Below are 15,287 nucleotides of genomic sequence, written 5' to 3'. Positions count from 1 at the left end.
GTCATCGACTCGCACAGATTCCAGGGCGTCGGGGGCGCCGCCCACCTCCTCTGCAGCGGCAGCGCCGGCAAGAACTGCGTCATGACGATTCGCAACCAGGCCGGGAGAGCCGCCTGCATGGAGGCCACGCTCCAGGTCCGGGGCGGCGGCCTCCCAGAGCGACAGCGGCTCCTAACACCGCGTACGCCGGCCCGTTGCGACCGGCCGCAGGCGGCACGTGTGTGAAGTGGGGTGGCATGTTCGGCAGCGACGAGTCGTGGACGAGCGGATGGAGCCACTGCGGCTGACCGGCCGACCGCTTCCCCGGAAGACCTGTGCCCCGCGGCGCGTGTCGCGCTGCGGGGCACAGGTCTTCAGCACTTCAGCCGACAGGCCGGACCGCCGGACAGGATCAACCGATCCGGGTCAGCTTCTGGCCGGAGCTCGGAGGCTTCAGATCCTGCTGGAGTGCCACCGGCGCGCTGACCTTGCCGGGCCCCGTGCCCACGGTCACCACACCCGCCTCGGTGCCTGCCGCCGCGCTGTGCGGGATCTGCTTGCCGTTGTCCGACGTGGTCAGCTCGACCTTGAGGCCCGGCCAGCCCTTCGCCTTCAGGTCGCGGGTCGCGACCACCGGCGTCCGGCCGCCGAGTCCGTCGTCGACGTACCCGACCACATCCCCCTTCTTCACGACCGTGGCCGAGGTGACGGCCTTCTGCGCACCCTTGATCAGCTTGAGGCTGTTGTCCAGCGACATCTTGAGGCTGTCGTAAGGCTGGCCGGTGCCCGCCTGCTGGCCCATGACAGCGCCGTAGATCCAGAGCTTCTTCCCGTCGACAACGGTGTTCGCGGACCAGAGCAGGTTGCCGCCGGCCGGAGTGGACGAGCCGGTCTTGATGCCGCTCACACCCGGCTCCAGCAGGATGGTGTTGTTGTTGTAGATCGTCTGGTCGATCCCCGGAATCTCGATCTGAGGGGTGTCGACGATCTCCCGGAACACCTCGTTCTGCATGACCGCCCTGGCCAGCTTGAGCTGGTCCTCGGCGGTGGAGACCGTCGTCTTCTCCAGGCCGCTCGGGTCCGTGTACGTGGTGTCGTTCATACCGAGGTCCTTGGCGGCGTCGTTCATCTTCGTGACGAACTCGGCCTCGGACGGGGCGTCCCAACGGGCGAACAGGCGCGCGGCGTTGTTCCCCGAGGGGATCATCAGCAGCTGAAGCAACTGCTTCTGGGTGAACTGCTGGCCCTTCGTGATCGGCGCCGTCGACTCGTCCTCACGCTTGGACTCGTCCTCCGCCCGCTGGTCGACGGTGATCTTCTCGCCCTGCTCCTTGCCGGTGAGGGGATGGTCCTTGAGGACCACGTAGGCCGTCATGACCTTGGCGACGCTGGCGATGGGCGCGGGCTTCCGGGCCCCGGCGCTACCCATCGAACCGACACCGTCCACACTCACCGCCGACTGCCCCTGCGCCGGCCAGGCGAGGTCCAGCCCATCGCCCTTGAAGGTGTACGTCGGCTTCGCCGACAGCCGGAGTTCGGGGTCCGGGAGCGGGCGCACCATCTGCACGATCGCAAAGATGATCAGCAGAAGCAGGACCAGCGGGGTCCAGATCTTGACCCGGCGCACGGCGGAGCGGACCGGCGTCTCGGGCGGCGGAGGCGTGTTCGTCAGCTCGGCCAGCAGATCGAGCGGCGGCTTGGGCGGCATCGGCTGCTGCGTGGTCCGCTCGGCGGTGGAGAGCGCGGGAGCGGGAAGCGGCGCGCCGGGCGTCGCGGTGGAAAGGGCCGCCGGTGCCTCGGGCTTGCGAGGTGCGGGCGCCGGCGCCGGCCGCACGTCGTCGCCGCGCAGGGGGACGAACTTGCTGGTCCGCTCGGCGGCGGACTCGGGCTTCGACTCCGCGTCCGGCTTCGACGGGGGCGAAGTGATCTTCAGCGCGGTCGTCGGCTGGTCGACCTTGGCCGCCGCGGGCGCCCTGAAGACGGCGGTCGGCTGATCGGCGCCGCGCTTGCCCTCGGAGGTGTCGTCCTTGTCCTCACCGTCCGCGTCCTCGGCGTCGTCGACGTCCTTCGCCTCGGCGGTGTCCTTGCCGGTGTCCTTGGCGTTGGCCTTGGCGGTGTCGACGTCCTTCGCCTCGGCGGTGTCCTTGCCGGTGTCGACGTCCTTCGCCTTGGCGTCGTCCGCGCTCTTGGTCTTGTCCGTGCGCTTGGCCTTCGCCGCGCCGCCCGCGATCGTCGCCTTGTCGCCATCGCCCGCGTCGCCCGCGTCAGACGCACCGGCCGTGACCTCGGCCTCGCCTTCCGAGGCTTCGTCGTCTTCGTCGTCTTCGTCGTCCGAGGTCTTCTCGCGTGCGGTGACCCGGGCCTCGTCGGAAGCGTCATCGCTCGACGCGGTCGCCGCGTCCGAAGCATCCGCATCCGCATCGGTGACGTCCGCGCCCGAAGCGTCCGCGTCCGGCTCGGCCGCGCTCTCGGACGTGGCGCCCTTCGCGTCGACGGCCTCCTTCGAGCCTTCGCCGCCCTCGCCACTCTCGTCGCCCTCGCCGCCGTCCTTCGACACCCAGGCGACGACCGCCGCGCGCAGCCGCGCGTCACCCGCCTCGGGAGCCGCCGCATCGGCAGGCTCGGCAACGTCCGCGTCCGCCGCGCTCTTCGCGGGCTCAGGGGCCTCAGACGCCTTCTCCGGGCCCTGAGCGGCCTTCTCCGCACCCTCGGCACCCTCGGCGCCCGCAGAGGCTTCGGAGCCGTCGGAGTCGCCGGAGGCCTCTCCGTCCGAGGAGGCCTCCCGAGCCGCCGGGCTCTCGTCGCGCTTCCCGTCCTCGTCGTCCCCGGACGATCGCGTACGGAAGACGGCCGTCGCCGTGTCCGCCTTGCCGCCCTCGCCGTTGCCGTCGCCGGACGACCCCGTACGGAAAACCGCTGTCGCCGTGTCCGTCCCGCCGCGGGCCTCGGCCTCGGCGGGCGGTTCACGGAAGACGGCAAGCCGCGGATCGCTCCCGCTGCGAGCCGTCCCCGACGACTCCTGCTGCTTCGACTTGTCGGGGGACTCGCCCGCCACCGATGCCTCCTCCATGCGGCGCGGGGACATCCCCGCGCTGTCCGAACCATCTACCAGTGTCCTGTGTGAACCACCGGCCCGGCTGCTAGACGAGAACGACATACCTACTGGTTCCCATACAAAGCACCCAGGCGCTCTCGACAGACCAATGTGAGAGGGGTCACCCTGTCATTCATCCACGCGGGGAGGCATGGATGGGCAGGAGCCGCAGAACAATTCCGGAGGAGCTTCTGCTGCTCGCTCTGGACCCGACCACGGGTACCACAGCGCAGCCGCAGTCGCTCGACCTCGGCCTCGCCGGAGCTCAGCTAGTGGAGCTGGCTCTGGCAGGACGGATAGCCCCTGACGGGGATCGTATCGCCGTGGTGATGCCACGGCCGACAGGAGATCCGACTCTGGACTCCGCACTGGAACTGCTGCGCCGACGCGGCAGCCCGGTCCGGGCGGTCCACTGGATTGGCGGGCCCCGGCTGGGGCTGCGTCAGATCTACCTCGCTCATCTGGAGCGGTGCGGCATGGTGCATGCCGTGGCGGGCCAGATGTGCGGAGTTCTGCCGACGACTCGCTACCAGGCGACGGACACGGCGATCAGCCGGGACATCAGAGCCAGGCTGGACAGCGCGATTCGCACCGGCGTACCGCCGGACCCGCGGACCGCGGCGCTCGCCGCGCTGGCCCACGCGGTCGGACTCGGCAAGCACCTGTACCCCGGGAACGAGGGGCGTTCATCGCGCTCCAGGCTCCGGGACCTGATCAGGCACGACCCGATGGGCGGACTCGTGGCGCATGCCGTGATGGACGTCCAGAACGGGGCGGTCGCACAGCCGCGCCGCAACCAGGCGGCCGGAATGCCGTTGCAACCGCAAGTGCAGTCGCAGTCACGCCGCGGCAGTATGGCGCACACCGCGGCCCACTAAGGGCTGTCCCGTCATCCCTGGCGGGCGCGGCACACCGCACGGCAGCGCAGGGCACCACACGGCACGGCCGTACCAACGGCACGGACGCACCAATCGAATACCGCCGCACCGCCGTCCCCAAGACCCGGTTCGGGAGCCGCACCAAGCGCGGGGCAGCCGGATTCACGGCCGCCCCGCGCTCTTGCGTGTGTGTCCATTTCCCAGCGCGGCCAGGGGCAGGGGTGGCAATCTGCTCAGCAGTAGATACGCACAGCTACATAGCCGGAGGTGCCGTTTCCGTGCCGTCCAACGTCAATCCCACCGTCAGGCGACGCCGGTTGGGCCAGGAATTGCGCCGACTGCGCGAACTCAAAGGTATGACGGCCGAGGAGGTGGCGGAGCGACTGCTGGTGTCGCAGTCGAAGATCAGCCGCCTGGAGAACGGCCGCCGTTCCATCAGTCAGCGCGACGTCCGCGATCTCTGCGGGGTGTACGAGGTCGAGGACCACCGGATCGTCGACTCGCTCATGCAGATGGCCAAGGACTCGCGCCAGCAGGGCTGGTGGCACGCCTTCGGTGACATCCCGTACAGCGTCTACATCGGTCTGGAGACCGACGCCGAGTCGCTGCGGGTGTACGAACCCCAGGTGGTACCGGGCCTGCTGCAGACGCGGAGCTACGCCGAGGCGCTGATCAGCGGCGCGTTGCCGGAGGCCCCGCCGAGCGAGATCGACAAGCGCGTCAGCGTACGGGCCCGCCGCCAGGACCGGATCACCGACCCGGAGCATCCGCTGCGGCTGTGGGTGGTGATCGACGAGTCCGCGCTGCACCGACTGGTAGGCGGCAGGCAGGTGATGATCGAGCAGTTGGAGCAATTGGTCGAACTGTCGCACCTGCCGCACGTCACCGTGCAGGTCCTGCCGTTCGACATGGGCGCGCACCCCGGCATCAACGGGCAGTACGCCATCCTGGAATTCCCGGACGCCGCGGACTCCAGTGTCGTCTATATCGAGGGCGTCACCAGCGACCTCTACCTGGAGAAATCCAATGACGTGCAGCGGTACAGCGTCATGTACGAGCATCTGCGGGCCCAGGCGCTGAACGTGGAGCAGACCCGGGACTTCATCAGCGACATCGCGAAGAAGTACGCGGGAAGCCCTGGTGCGTGAAACCGGAAGCTCCGGTGCGTGAAACCGAGCGCGCCGGCGCGTAAAACCGGACAGCCCAATGGTCCGGTATGCGGGAAATGAAGTGATGCAACGGGAAGGGCGGCGGTAAGGTACACCGCCGCCCACCCACAGAGGAAGACCTTGGTGGTATATACCATCCGGTCGAGTGAATGCCCCCTTCACTCAAGAGACTTGGCGAGTAGCGTCGATCACGCCAAATGGAGCACTGACGGAACACTGTCGGTGTCCTTTACACGACTCTCTGAACCGGAGTGAACATGGCCATTCGTCAGGGTGCTACGGACAAGTGGACGAAGTCCTCGTATTCCGGGGGCAACGGCGCCTGCGTCGAAGTCAAGTCCCCTCTCGCGCAGGCAATCGCCGTACGCGACTCGAAGGCCCCCGAGGGTCCTTCGGTCACGTTCGTCCCCGCCGCGTGGAACGCCTTCGTGCGTGACGTCGGCAAGGGCGCCATCGACGCCTGACCGCTGCTTTCCACCGTTCGCCCGCAGCATCGGTACCGGTGTCGCGTGCGGCTCTCTCGGCTGGTCCGCCGTCCTGGCCGAGGGTGCCCGGTGCCTGCCCCGGGGAATTCCCGCCCCGGGGCACGCTTGTACCGGCGTAGGCGTTGCCGGACACCGGGGCACATCGGCAGAAACGGCAACGGCCGGCCCGGAAAGGACCGCCTGGAAGGGGCCACCCGAAAGGGACCGGTCGAGGAATACCCTGCGGGGAATGCCCTGCGGCGGATGTCCCGCAGGGGATGTCCTGCAGGGGATGTCCTGCAGGGGATGTCCCGCAGGGGATGTCCCGCAGGGAATACCTGACGGGGGAATGCCCGGCAGGGCGAGCGGTGTTCAGCGCAGTTGATCGACATGCAGATCGGTCCCGGGCACCGTCGGGATGAACGGTGCCACCAGCTCCACTCGCCCCAGGCCTGATTCGGCGACCAGCGCGTCGAGCCCGGTGAAGTGCCCGGCCCAGCAGTCCCGCGGGTCCTCCTGGAGGAACCACAGCAGGGTCAGCCGGGTGTCGACGCCCTCGACCTGTTTCACATAGGTCATCCGGTCGCCGGGCAGCGGCGTGGGACGGAAGACGGTCACCATCGCCGCCGGGGAGCCGCTCAGCCGCTTCGGCAGATGCCGCGAGCGCAGCCACTCCAGCAACTCGGCCCGCCGCTGAGCGCCTTCGGTGTCGATCACCTGGAGGACCAGCCCGCGATAGGGGTGGTCGAGCGCGTGGAAGTCCCGGGGCCCCGCGGCGCCGTCCCGGTAGACCGTCGCCTCGTGGTCCTGGAACGACGTGAACACATGGGTGCGGTCCTGGTAGACCCGGCCGTCCCGGTTCAGCCGCTTGTTGATCCCGACGGTCCACTTCATGTGGTCGTCGTAGCGCCCGTCCGTCACCCAGTACGTGGACAGGTAGCACCCCGCGCCGACCGGCTGCGCGACCGCGGACTTCTCCGGATAGCGCAACTGCTGGAGCTCCCGGGTGGCCACCCAGCGCCGCCCGGCGAACATCCAGGGCATCGCCATCGCGCCTGCGTAGTAGTGATCGTCTTCATACCAGCGGTTGTACGCGTACTCATGGCCCGGGTGCGGTTCGACCATGGTGATCAGCGCGTGGCCGGGATGGACGCCGTACGGTCCCAGCGCGGCCAGTTCGGCGTAGGTGTCGCTCCGCGTCTCGTCGCTCATGCCGTTCCCCTTCCGTACTCCGCAGCGGCGTCCTACTCTGACGCCCCGTCAGGAGAACTGCCAGAGCCGGGAGGCCACCGATGTTGCTCGCGGGGAAGACCGTCATCGTGTCCGGCGTGGGCGCCGGGCTCGGGCACCAGGTCGCGGCGACGGTCGTACGGGACGGCGGCAACGCGGTGCTCGGGGCGCGCACCGCGGCGAACCTCGCCAAGTCGGCCGCGGAGATCGACCCGGACGGCCTGCGCACCGCCCATCTGACCACCGACATCACGGACGAGGCGCAGTGCGAGGCGCTCGCCGCGCTGGCGCTGGAGCGGTTCGGGCGGATCGACGCGGTGGTCCATGTCGCCGCCTGGGACAGCTACTTCGGCGGGATCGAGGACGCCGACTTCGCCACCTGGCAGTCGGTCGTCGACGTCAATCTGCTCGGCACGCTGCGGATGACGCGCGCCTGCCTGCCCGGCCTCAAGGAGCGGGGCGGCTCGGTGGTCGTCATCGGTACGCAGTCCTCGGTGGCCGCCCCGTCCCAGGTGCGGCAGGCGGCGTACGCGGCCTCGAAGGGGGCGCTCACCTCGGCGATGTACTCCATGGCCCGGGAGTTCGGCCCGCACCGGATCCGCGTGAACACGGTACTGCCCGGCTGGATGTGGGGTCCGCCGGTGCAGGCGTACGTACAGTTCACCGCGCACACCGAGGGCGTGCCCGAGGCCGAGGTGCTCGGCAGGCTCACCGAGCGCATGGCGCTTCCGGACCTCGCCACGGACGGCGATGTCGCCGAGGCCGCCGCGTTCCTGGCCTCGGACCGGGCGCGGGCGATCACCGGACAGTCCCTGCTGGTCAACGCGGGCGAGTTGATGCGGTAGGGCCGGTTCGCACGACCGGCTCGCAGGGCCAGCTCTCCTCCTTCTCGGCCGCACGGGACCCGCATCCCGTGCGGTCTTTCTGTGCTTCTCGGTCCTTCCGACGCTCTGCACAGCCTGACGAAGTGCCCGCTCATCGTGTGGCCGCCGTCACGTTCACGACAACGCCCACGCGAGTCAAGAACAAGTAAAACCGTTCGCCTTGCTGATCCTCGTTCACATCCCTGACCACGGAAACCTTGACCGGGGTGCCGCACAGGCGGTTCAATCCCCGAAGTCCCCGCTCCCGCACGGGGACACCGCTGAGCGGCCTCACTGACGAAGTGCGCACCCCGTTCATAAGGCGGACCCCAGGAGGGGACACATGAACAGTCTCGACTGGGTCGTGCTCATCGGCTACTTCGGCGTGATGATCGCGATCGGGCTCTGGTCCCACAAGCGTGTGGACAACGTCAGCGACTTCTTCACGGCCGGCGGCAAGATGCCGTGGTGGCTGTCCGGCATCTCGCACCACATGTCCGGCTACAGCGCGGTGATGTTCACCGGTTACGCCGGAATCGCGTATCAGTACGGCGTCACCTCCTTCGTGACCTGGTCGCTGCCGATCGCCATCGGCATCGGCATCGGCGCCCAGCTCTTCGCGCCCCGGCTCAACCGGCTGCGTTCACGGCTGCACGTCGCGTCCCCGCTCGAATACCTGAAGAACCGCTACAACATCCCGACCCAGCAGGCACTCGCCTGGTCCGGTCTGCTGCTGAAGATCGTGGACGTCGGTGCCAAGTGGGCGGCCATCGCCACCCTCCTCTCCGTCTTCACGGGTATCTCGATCACTCAGGGCATCTTCATCACCGGCTGCATCACCGCCGTCTACTGCACGGTCGGCGGTCTGTGGGCGGACGCGCTCACAGAGCTGGGGCAGTTCGTCATCCAGCTCTTCGCCGGGGTCGCGATGCTCGTCACCGCCATGGCCGAACTCGACGGCGTCAGCACCCTGTGGACGGTCTGGGACAAGCTGCCCGAGGGCCACACCGACCCGACGGCCGGCCCGTACACCGTGACCTTCCTGCTGGCGTACCTCTTCATCAAGACCTTCGAGTACAACGGCGGCATGTGGAACCAGGCCCAGCGCTACATGGCAACGGAGTCCGCCGCCGCGGCGAAGCGCTCGGCCCGGCTCTCGGCCGTGCTCTGGCTGGTCTGGCCCACCGTCCTGTTCTTCCCGATGTGGTGCGCCCCACTGCTGGTCCACGCGCAGAAGCCCGACGCCTCGGACAGCTACGCCCTGATGACCGAGCAGTTGCTTCCGCACGGACTGCTGGGTCTGGTCGTCGTCGGCTTCTTCTCGCACACGATGGCCATGTGCTCCTCGGACGCCAACGCCATCTCGGCGGTCTTCACCCGCGACATCGCGCCCGTCCTCTCCAAGGCGGCGCGCGGCTGGGGCAGCCGGGCCGGGCTGCTGGCGGCGCGGCTGTCCACGCTCGGTTTCCTCGGTCTGTCGATGGCGCTGGCCACCCAGATCAACTCGCCGACGTTCAAGGACATCATCTCCGTCGTCATCAAGTGGGTCGCCGGTCTGATGGGCCCGATCGCGATCCCGTTCATGCTGGGTCTGCTGCGCAGCTTCCGCAGGTCCGGACCCACGGCGGCGCTCACCAGCTGGGCGGCGGGTCTGCTGGCGTTCTACTTCACCAACTACAACTTCGACGGTTCGGTGAAGACGGACGTCGCGCTGCAGTACCAGGTGGCGCTGCCGCTGGCGATCTCGCTGGTCCTCTACATCGTGATCGGCCTCGTCAGGCCGGAGGACACCCCGGAGCGCGACGCCGTCATCGAGCAGATCAACTCGGACGGTGACGGCACGGGAGCCGGAGCGACGGTTCCGGCGCAGGCGGGGGCGCAGCCCGGTTCCGGGGACGCCGCCGTCGTGGAGGGCGCGAAGGACTGACGCCCGCCGTCCGTACGGAAGGCGGCGAGGGACGGGGGACGGCCGCGGCGGCGGCCGTCCCTCGCCCCCTTCCCCCATGGTTCGAGGTCTCAGCCACGCGGATACCGGGTCAGCCAGCCCGGGGCGGCGGCCGACGGGCTGTGCAGGGCGGGCCCCTGGGTCATCTCCATCGCAAAGTCGTCGGCGAGTTCCAGGAGGGTGGCCCGGCCCTCCAGTTCGGCGAGCCAGGCCGGCGGCAGCGCGGTCTCGCCGTGCAACGCGCCGAGCAGCGCTCCGCACAGGGCTCCGGTGGCCGCGGAAGGCCCCCCGTGGTTCACGGCCAGCCGCAGCCCGTGCCGCACGTCCTCGCCCACCAGCGCGCAGTAGAGGGCGACGGCGAGGACCTCCTCGGCGGCGTCCGTGACGCCCAGCGACTCGATCAGGGCCGGCCCCGGTATGCCCTGCCGTACGGTGCCGAGAGCCCGCTTCAGCGCCTCGGTGACCGGTTCGTGCCCCGGGCGCTCGGCGAGCAGGGCCAGCGCGTGCTGGACGGCACCGTCCAGGGTCTCGCCCCGGGCCAGCCCGTGCACCATGACGGCCAGGGCACCCGCGGAGAGCAGCGCGGTGGGGTGGCCGTGGGTCTGCGCGGCACACTCGACGGCCAGTTGGAGGACGAGCTGGGGCTCCCAGCCGACGAGCAGACCGAACGGAGCGGACCGGGTGAGGGCGGCCGAGTCCCGCGCGGTGGGGTTCTTGGGCCGGTCGAGGGTGCCCATGGTGGTGTCGCCGAAACCGGTCAGGCACTCCCGGGTGGGGGCGCGGCGGGCGTAGAGCCACTCCTGCAGGGCGAGCCAGCCGTTGTCCTTGCGCCGCTCGTCGGGCCCCCAGTCGCGCTGGGTGGCCGCCCACCGCAGATGGGCCCGGTGCACATCGGTGGGCGGATGCCAGGCGCCGGTGTCGCGGCGGACCTGGGCGCGGATCAACCCGTCCACGGTGAACAGGGTGAGCTGCGTGATCGCGGTGACGACGCCGCGCCCACCGTGCGCGGGTACGAAGTCGGTGACCGCGTCGACGCCGTGGGCCGCCCGGATCTCTTCGAGCGTGAGCCCGTCGACACCCGCTCCCAGCGCGTCGCCGATGGCCCCGCCGAGCAGAGCCCCACGCACCCGGCTGCGGAAGTCCTGCTGCTCGGCACGGCCCCAGACGGCTGTGGTCCCTGTGCTCACCGTGCCCCTCCCCCGTCCGCGCAAGCCGTCCGTGCAGGCCGTGCGCGTACGACTGCGCAGCTTTGACGCGCAGCACTGTAATCGAACCGGAACGACCGGTTGTGAGCCTGAACGGAATGTACGGAGTAGATCCTGCGATCACTTTTGAGCAGCATTCTCCGGGGATTTCCGGGTCTCGGAGCAGCAGTCGGCCATGGGGCGATCCCGGTCGACGTTCCCCCCGTCGGCGGCGCAGGGCTCGTCCCGAATGCGCACACCCCGGCTCTCCGCGACCCGGAGCACTTCGCGCAGCGACTCGATGGCCCTGGTGAGCGCGAACCTGAGCGCGAGCTCACCGGCCGCCTGGTCGGCAAGCACGGCCCCGGCTCCCGCCACGACCGCCTCCCCGCAGTCGAGTTGATCGTCCTCCATCTCGTCGGCCAGCCGGGAGAGCCTGCTGTGAGGGTTGTCCGTGCTGAGGTAGCAGGGCCTGCCTTCAGGGGACGTCCAGGGGAGCAGACGGAGCGGGAAATCGGCCATGGCGGTTCCTTACGGCGGAGATCGGGTGGGGGAACGCGACGAACGGCCCGGAGGGGTGGTGATTACCGTTCGTGCCTTCATGGTCACGCCGGTCGACCTACGCTCGACAGAGGCACGCGATTGCCCGCGGACAGGGCAACAGGGAGGGACCGACATGGCCGAACTCGGCGAAGAGGACGAGGAGTCGGGGCGGGCGGCGCTGGGGAGAGCGCTGCGGTACCTGCGGCAGAAGGCAGGGAAGTCGCTGGGGCAGTTGGCCGAGGAGACGCGCTACGACAAGAGCTATCTGTACCGACTGGAGATGGGCCAGCGGCTCTCGAAGCTCGCGGTGATGGAGGACCTGGACCGGCACTACGAGTCCGGGGGGCTGCTGGTTCAGCTGTGGAAGGTGGCGCGGAGGGAGGTGTTCAAGGACAAGTACAAGGAGTTCATGCGGCTGGAGCCGGCGGCGCGGATCATGCACTTGTTCACGTTGGGGATTCCGGGGATTTTGCAGACCGAGGCGGTCGCCCGCGAATTACTGTCCGGCGCTCAGGAAACTGACGACGAGGCAGAGTTGGTGGAGGAGCAGGTCATAGCGCGCATCGGGCGGCAGCAACTGCTGCACCGCAAGCCCGCCCCGTCCGCCAGGATCATCATGGACGAGTACGCGCTCCGTCGCCCGGTGAAGGACGGCAAGGCGTGGGACGAGCAGCTGGCCCATCTCATCGACATGGCCGAGACGTCGTCGGTCGTTCTCCAGGTTCTCCCCTTCAGTGCGGGGGCACACCATCTGATGGACGGTTCCTTGACGCTGCTGTGGCAGGGCGACGGCAGCGCCATTGCCTACACGGAAGGCAACGGCTGCGCCGAGTTGATCGAAGATCCGACCGAGGTCACGCGTTATCGGCTGTCCTACGATCGCCTCCGGGATCTGGCGTGGTCCCCGTCGGACTCCATCGCGTTCATCAGAGGCATCCTGGAGGAGCACAGATCATGAGCCGTATCCCCGACCTCAGCACTGCGGTGTGGCGCAAGTCCAGCTACAGCGACGGGGGCGCCAACAACTGCGTCGAAGTCGCCGACAACTACCCCGGCCTCATCCCCGTACGCGACAGCAAAACCCCCACCGGCCCCACACTCCTCATCACCGCCCCCGCCTGGGCCGCCTTCGTCGGGTTCGTCGCCGGTCACTGAGGTGCGGGGCGTCTCGCCGTCGTCGCGGGCTGCCGGTCGTGACCGGCGTGCAGGCTTGCCAGGAGGCTCAGCGCGAGTACGACCACGGCGGTGACGAGAGGCACGGTCCACGCCCCCGTCACCGTGTGGAGCAGCGACGCGGTCGCCGGGCCCGTGGCGGCGAGGAGGTAGCCGCCGGTCTGCGCGGCGGCGGACAGGGCCGCCACGTGGTCGTGGTCCTTGCCGCGCTTGACGTAGAGAACCCCGGCCAGCGCCTGGCCGCCGCCGAGACCGGTCCCGAGCACGAGCGCCCAGACGGCGGGCGCGGATGCGGGTGCGGTCAGCAGGCCCACGTAACCGGCCGCGCAGATCAGGATGATCGCGACGATGTGCGGGCGCTGATCGGTACGTGCGGCCGCCAGCACCGGGGCGGTGAAGCCGCCGACGGCGACTCCGACGATGAACAGCGACTGCATGTTTCCGGCTGTCGCCCCGGAGACACCCGCGTCGACGAGGATCGCGGGCAGCCAGGCGAGCGTGGTGTAGAAGAGCAGCGTCTGGAAGCCGAAGAACGCGACCAGGCTCCAGGCCAGCGGCGTGCGCAGGACGCCGTCGGCCCGGCCCCGTTCCGCTGCCTCGGCCCTCCGGGCCTCCGGCGCCTCCCGTGTCGTCCGCGCCGTGTCGACCGGCCGGGGGCCGGCGGACCCCCGCAGCTGCGGTGCGACACCGATCGCCGCGAGCGCCGCCGGGATCACCGCGAGGCCGATCGCCGTTTCCCACGCGTGTCCGGTCGCCTGCCACACCGGCACCATCAGCGCCGCGATCAGTGCCGAACCCGCGCCCATCGACAGGGCGTAGACACCCATCATGACGCCGACCCGCCGGTGGGCGAAGCGGCTGCGGACGAACACCGGTATCAGCACGTTCACGACCGCCGTGGCGATGCTGACGATCACCGTGCCGACGAACAGGCCGGGCAGTCCCAGCATGCGGACGACCGCCCCGGCGAGCAGCAGGACACTGGCCGCGAACAGGCCGCGCTCCTCCCCGAACCGGCGCCGGACCAGTGAGACGAGCGGCGCGAACGCGCCCATGCAGAGCGGTGGCAGCAGACCGAGCAGGGTGACGGTCCCGGTCCCGAAGCCCGCCACGGGCGCGAGCGGGCCGAGCTGCCCGAACGCCACGCGGGTGTTCAGGCTGAGCAGGACGAAGCCGGTCACCAGGACCACGGCCGAGGATGTCCCCCGGGGCGGCGGACCTTGGACGGGCGACGGGGACTGGGCGGAGCGGCTGGGCGCCGGTGCGGGAACGGACACGGGAACCTTCCTGTGGTCGGCTGCCCCGCCAGCTTTCACGCTCAAGTAGACTTGAGCGCAAGTGTGCGGGGGCCGCAGCAGGCCGGGGAACCCGGCGGAGGTGCCCGTGAAGGATCTGTACTCGATCAGCGAGGTCGCCGACGCGTTCGGGCTCACGGTCCCGGCGCTCCGGTTCTACGAGGAGCGCGGGCTCGTCCGGCACAGCGTGCGCCGGGGGCGCGTCCGCTACTACACCCGCGAGGATCTCGCCCGGCTCGCCTACGCGCAGCTCTGGCACGACGACGGCATGCTGACCCTCACGGAGACGAGCGCGATCGTCGACAGCGAGAAGGTCGAGGACCGCCTCGGGCTCATCACCGCCCAGCGGGACGCGATGCGCCGGCGCATCGAGAAGCTCGACCGTGCTGTGGCGGTCCTGAACCACATGCTCGGCTGCCGCACCGACGATGCCCTGGACTGCCCGATGACCGGCGACTACATCCGGGGCCGGGTCGACGCCGCGCTGAGCGGCACGCCGCACGTCACGGACTTCTTCCCGCCACACGAGCCGGACGAGTACCGGACAGCCCGCCCGGAAGGCTCCGCCGGGCCTTCCTGAGGGCTGTCCCGTTATCCCTGGCGGGCGCCAGGGATAACGGGACAGCCCTCAGGCGTGTATCGAAAGCAGATCCGACCGCGCGGTGATCTCGGCATGTGCCGCCGATGTCGCCGACCCGTCAGCCGCCCGGTCTTCCACTGCCAAAAGTCCCACCGTTGTCATCCTTGGGTAGGTCCCTTGGCGAAGAGGGACGGTTGATCTCATAGGGGCTGATACCTTCCCCGAAATCATCTGCAGCCCTCAAGTTTTCGCTGCTTCGGGAGAAAGGTTCGGCCCGTGGTCCCTGCTGTTGTGCCCGAGACCGACGGCGCACGTCCCACCGGACGAGGCCAAGCAGAACAGCGACTACGACCACTGCTATACCGACGGGGAAAATCCAGCGCACAGCCGAAGCGGCCAGTGTGATGTCACTGATGGGCACCTGGCTCACAAGGTGGCTCATCTGGCCCACGTCCTTCCTGAGGGGGATTCCACCGCCCGCAAAGCGAGGCAGGGACTTCCGCTCATTGGAGAGAGCCCGCAATGGCTGGAGCCGTGGGAAGCTCCCATCCCGCCGCCCTTGGCGGGATCAGTCTCGCGGGGCCCGCCTGAACTGGACGTCTGGCAAGGCTCAAGCTCCCTGATAAGTCTACGGCGGGGAGCGTACGGGGGACCGCTTGGTGCGCGGCGGGTGTATCAGCGGCCGGAGAGCCATCTGCACGACAGTGAGTGCACGCCTGTGCCGATCTCGGTGATGGGTGATGGCGTTCCACCGTTCTAGGGCTTGTGGTCCGGCACTGACTCGGGCAGTCCTGCGTACCAGCCCTGGACGGCCGGCCAGAATCCGGCCAGCACTATGGCGACGAGCGCGACGCGGCCTGCGTACCCGGCAACGGACGGCCCGACGTCAG

At 69.4% G+C, this 15,287-nt stretch carries 13 protein-coding genes; 8 read left to right on the top strand and 5 right to left on the bottom strand.

What is annotated here, in order from left to right:
• Positions 1-391: 391 nt before the first annotated feature.
• Positions 392-3,064, bottom strand: coding sequence for a D-alanyl-D-alanine carboxypeptidase family protein (locus ACZ68L_RS02530; RefSeq protein WP_469573565.1), 2,673 nt, complete (start codon positions 3,062-3,064; stop codon positions 392-394).
• A gap of 164 nt (positions 3,065-3,228) precedes the next feature.
• Here ACZ68L_RS02530 and ACZ68L_RS02525 point away from each other — a divergent pair, with 164 nt between their 5' ends.
• From ACZ68L_RS02525 to ACZ68L_RS02515, 3 genes are all read left to right on the top strand, one after another.
• A complete protein-coding gene (locus ACZ68L_RS02525; protein ID WP_361443514.1) occupies positions 3,229-3,951 on the top strand; it encodes a GOLPH3/VPS74 family protein in 723 nt (240 codons plus the stop codon).
• Positions 3,952-4,229: 278 nt separating this feature from the next.
• Positions 4,230-5,099 carry a helix-turn-helix domain-containing protein gene (locus ACZ68L_RS02520; protein WP_469573563.1) on the top strand — a complete coding sequence of 290 codons (870 nt, stop codon included), beginning with the start codon at positions 4,230-4,232 and terminating at the stop codon, positions 5,097-5,099.
• 278 nt (positions 5,100-5,377) lie between these two features.
• Positions 5,378-5,584 (top strand): DUF397 domain-containing protein, encoded by a 207-nt coding sequence (locus ACZ68L_RS02515; protein ID WP_469573562.1) that lies wholly within the window; start codon positions 5,378-5,380, stop codon positions 5,582-5,584.
• A gap of 372 nt (positions 5,585-5,956) precedes the next feature.
• On the opposite strand, the gene ACZ68L_RS02510 is transcribed toward ACZ68L_RS02515, so the two are convergent.
• The gene (locus ACZ68L_RS02510) at positions 5,957-6,796 is read right to left on the bottom strand and encodes a hypothetical protein (RefSeq protein WP_469573560.1); all 840 of its coding nucleotides are present in this window, start codon (positions 6,794-6,796) and stop codon (positions 5,957-5,959) included.
• Positions 6,797-6,876: 80 nt separating this feature from the next.
• Here ACZ68L_RS02510 and ACZ68L_RS02505 point away from each other — a divergent pair, with 80 nt between their 5' ends.
• Both ACZ68L_RS02505 and ACZ68L_RS02500 read left to right on the top strand, forming a co-directional pair.
• Positions 6,877-7,659: an SDR family oxidoreductase gene (locus tag ACZ68L_RS02505; RefSeq protein WP_469573559.1), complete on the top strand. Its 783-nt coding sequence runs from the start codon at positions 6,877-6,879 to the stop codon at positions 7,657-7,659.
• A 361-nt stretch (positions 7,660-8,020) separates the two neighbouring features.
• Positions 8,021-9,604: a sodium:solute symporter family protein gene (locus ACZ68L_RS02500; RefSeq protein ID WP_469573557.1), complete on the top strand. Its 1,584-nt coding sequence runs from the start codon at positions 8,021-8,023 to the stop codon at positions 9,602-9,604.
• Between the two features lie 89 nt (positions 9,605-9,693).
• On the opposite strand, the gene ACZ68L_RS02495 is transcribed toward ACZ68L_RS02500, so the two are convergent.
• Complete coding sequence (locus ACZ68L_RS02495; RefSeq protein WP_469573555.1) at positions 9,694-10,809, bottom strand: ADP-ribosylglycohydrolase family protein; 1,116 nt, start codon at positions 10,807-10,809, stop codon at positions 9,694-9,696.
• Between the two features lie 138 nt (positions 10,810-10,947).
• Positions 10,948-11,328 (bottom strand): hypothetical protein, encoded by a 381-nt coding sequence (locus ACZ68L_RS02490; protein ID WP_469573553.1) that lies wholly within the window; start codon positions 11,326-11,328, stop codon positions 10,948-10,950.
• Between the two features lie 154 nt (positions 11,329-11,482).
• Here ACZ68L_RS02490 and ACZ68L_RS02485 point away from each other — a divergent pair, with 154 nt between their 5' ends.
• Both ACZ68L_RS02485 and ACZ68L_RS02480 read left to right on the top strand, forming a co-directional pair.
• Positions 11,483-12,307 carry a helix-turn-helix domain-containing protein gene (locus ACZ68L_RS02485; protein WP_469573551.1) on the top strand — a complete coding sequence of 275 codons (825 nt, stop codon included), beginning with the start codon at positions 11,483-11,485 and terminating at the stop codon, positions 12,305-12,307.
• Positions 12,304-12,504, top strand: a complete 201-nt coding sequence (locus tag ACZ68L_RS02480; protein ID WP_469573550.1) for a DUF397 domain-containing protein — start codon at positions 12,304-12,306, stop codon at positions 12,502-12,504. Before ACZ68L_RS02485 ends, ACZ68L_RS02480 begins: the two co-directional genes overlap by 4 nt.
• Here ACZ68L_RS02480 and ACZ68L_RS02475 read toward each other — a convergent pair.
• Complete coding sequence (locus ACZ68L_RS02475) at positions 12,498-13,799, bottom strand: MFS transporter (RefSeq protein WP_469573549.1); 1,302 nt, start codon at positions 13,797-13,799, stop codon at positions 12,498-12,500. The two genes, ACZ68L_RS02480 and ACZ68L_RS02475, sit on opposite strands and share 7 nt — an antisense overlap.
• A 106-nt stretch (positions 13,800-13,905) precedes the next feature.
• On the opposite strand from ACZ68L_RS02475, the gene ACZ68L_RS02470 reads away from it, so the two are divergent.
• Positions 13,906-14,397, top strand: coding sequence for a helix-turn-helix domain-containing protein (locus ACZ68L_RS02470; RefSeq protein ID WP_469573547.1), 492 nt, complete (start codon positions 13,906-13,908; stop codon positions 14,395-14,397).
• Positions 14,398-15,287 lie beyond the last annotated feature (890 nt).

It is taken from the genome of Streptomyces sp. NPDC104309, from assembly GCF_055584025.1.
The sequence above is the reverse complement of the archived record's forward strand: the minus strand, read 5'-3'. Positions and strand labels throughout refer to the sequence as shown.

Excerpts from the sequence above, each read along its gene's own strand:
- ACZ68L_RS02510 (WP_469573560.1), bottom strand. The coding sequence starts at position 6,796 with ATGAGCGACGAGACGCGGAGCGACACCTACGCCGAACTGGCCGCGCTG.
- ACZ68L_RS02505 (WP_469573559.1), top strand. The coding sequence starts at position 6,877 with ATGTTGCTCGCGGGGAAGACCGTCATCGTGTCCGGCGTGGGCGCCGGG.
- ACZ68L_RS02530 (WP_469573565.1), bottom strand. The coding sequence starts at position 3,064 with ATGTCCCCGCGCCGCATGGAGGAGGCATCGGTGGCGGGCGAGTCCCCC.
- ACZ68L_RS02500 (WP_469573557.1), top strand. The coding sequence starts at position 8,021 with ATGAACAGTCTCGACTGGGTCGTGCTCATCGGCTACTTCGGCGTGATG.
- ACZ68L_RS02525 (WP_361443514.1), top strand. The coding sequence starts at position 3,229 with ATGGGCAGGAGCCGCAGAACAATTCCGGAGGAGCTTCTGCTGCTCGCT.
- ACZ68L_RS02485 (WP_469573551.1), top strand. The coding sequence starts at position 11,483 with ATGGCCGAACTCGGCGAAGAGGACGAGGAGTCGGGGCGGGCGGCGCTG.
- ACZ68L_RS02490 (WP_469573553.1), bottom strand. The coding sequence starts at position 11,328 with ATGGCCGATTTCCCGCTCCGTCTGCTCCCCTGGACGTCCCCTGAAGGC.
- ACZ68L_RS02480 (WP_469573550.1), top strand. The coding sequence starts at position 12,304 with ATGAGCCGTATCCCCGACCTCAGCACTGCGGTGTGGCGCAAGTCCAGC.
- ACZ68L_RS02515 (WP_469573562.1), top strand. The coding sequence starts at position 5,378 with ATGGCCATTCGTCAGGGTGCTACGGACAAGTGGACGAAGTCCTCGTAT.